Source organism: Mycobacterium sp., from assembly GCF_039583785.1.
In the GTDB taxonomy this organism is placed as follows: Bacteria; Actinomycetota; Actinomycetes; order Mycobacteriales; family Mycobacteriaceae; genus Mycobacterium.
In genome coordinates this window covers 1-2,044 of the sequence record NZ_JAVKSG010000193.1, presented here as the reverse complement: position 1 = coordinate 2,044, position 2,044 = coordinate 1, and the positions used below count along the sequence as shown (strand labels likewise).

Genomic DNA, 2,044 nt, shown 5'->3' with positions numbered 1-2,044 from the left:
GCTAGGCCCGTTTTCCGCACTGATCGAGCGTAATGCCTGATTTCTAGGGCGAGCTATGGAGTCGCGGTGTGGTGGCAATCCATTGGGAGAGTTGAATATTCGATTCTGATGGGCGCTGGTCGGTGCGCCGAGAGATAGGCGCATGACACGATCGTGTAGGGCCAAATCATGCGAGCCGGTGATAACGGAGACACACTGAATTACATGCTTGTAATTCCTGTTCCGGTGCGATAACGTAGGGCCAACCTCAAGGGAAGTGGGATGGGTCCGACATGTACGTCAAGCGCCACGCGGTCGTCAAGGGCAGCAAACGCTACGTGTACTTGCGGCTGGTCGAAGCCTACCGGGATGAGTCCGGCCAGGTGCGGCATCGGGTGCTGCGCACGCTGGGCCGCGAGGACGAGCTGAAGGCGTCGGGCCAACTCGAGCAGCTGGCGGCCTCCTTCGCCCGGCTGGATCCACCCCCGGCCGGCACACGGCGCCACGTCGGGCCGCTGCTGTTGGTGGCGCATTATCTGGCCCGGTTGGGGCTGGTGGAACTCATCGACGCGACGGCCCCGATGCGGGGCCGGGCGATGCTGACCCACGGGGAGGTGATCGCGGCGCTGGTGGCCAACCGGCTGTGCGCGCCGGCCCCGCTCTATGACGTGGCGGGCTGGGCGTCCAGCGCGGCGATGGCCGAATTGTTCGGCGTCCCAGCGGGATTGCTCAACGACGACCGGCTGGGCCGGGCGCTAGAAGCGCTGGCGCCCGTGGCGGAGCGGGTGCGCGGTGAGCTGGCGTTGGCCGCCGCGGCCCGCTGCGGCGCCGATCTGTCGCGGCTGCACCTGGACATGACCGCGGTGCGGTTCACCGGCGGCTATCAGGGTTCGGCGCTGGTCGAGAAGGGGTGGGCCGCCGAGCGCACCATCGCCCGCCAAATCAAGACCATGCAGGTGTCCACCCGCACCGGGGTTGCGGTCTACTACCGGGGCCATCCCGGGGCGTCGGGCGAGGCACCGTGTTTCGCCGAGGCCCTCGAGCGCATCCGCGCACTGGCCCCGCCCGGGGTCATCTGTGTGGCCGACTCCGGCCTGGGCTACCTGGGCCGGCTGTGCGCCGCCGACGCCGCCGGCATGCGGTTCGTGGTGCCGCTGCGCGCTGACACCGGCTGGGCCGCGTGGTTTAGCACCGACGTCGAGGGCGGCCTGCCCACCTTGCCCACCCTCGAGCACTGTCCGCAACGCCAACGCCGCCTGCCCGAATCCGAGCGCACCACATGGAAAGGCGTGCTGCGCCAACGTGACGTCGCCGACAACGACACCGCTGCCACCCACCACCTGCGGGTGGCCTACATCTGGTCTAGCGAGGAGGCCACCTCCGTGGCCGCCGCCCGACAACGCGCCCTGGCCAAAGCCGAAGACGCGCTCACCCGCATCCGCAACGGCCTGGGCGGGCGCCACTACAAAACCAAAAAACAGGTCGACGACCGGGTCGCCACCATCATCGGCCACCGAATCGCCGAGCTGATCACCGTCACCACCGGCGTGGCCGCCAACGGTAAACCCACCATCGCCTGGCACCGCAACCACAAGGCCATCGCCGCCGCCTGCGCGCTGGACGGGCTGTACGCCCTGGCCACCAACCTGCCCGACCCACCCGGCCGGCAGCTGAGCGCCCTCGATGTGCTCGACATCTACAAAGACCAGTGGATCGTCGAACAACGCCACCGCGACCTCAAACAAACCCTGCGCGTGCGGCCGGTCTTCCTGCACAACGACGACCGCATCCACGCGCTGATCGCCGTCATCGGCATCGCCCTGCTCATCTACGGCCTCATCGAAGCCGGCCTACGCGCCGCCCTGGGCCCCAACACCCCACTTGCCGGTATCCTGCCCGAACACCGCGACGCCATACCCACCGCACGCGCCGTGCTGACCGCCTTCACCGACCTGCACGCCACCTACACCACCAGCGGGCTGGTCCTCGACCGGCTCACCACCGTGCAACGACTCATCCTCGCCCACCTCGACATCGCACTACCATGGCCCGAAACCAACAGCAC

Annotated in this window: 1 protein-coding gene; it reads left to right on the top strand. The window is 68.2% G+C overall.

Annotation, left to right across the window (positions count from 1 at the left end; all coding sequences use genetic code 11):
• Positions 1-272: 272 nt before the first annotated feature.
• On the top strand, positions 273-2,044 hold a 1,772-nt coding region (locus tag ABDV69_RS21290; RefSeq protein ID WP_343577808.1), incomplete at its 3' end, for an IS1634 family transposase.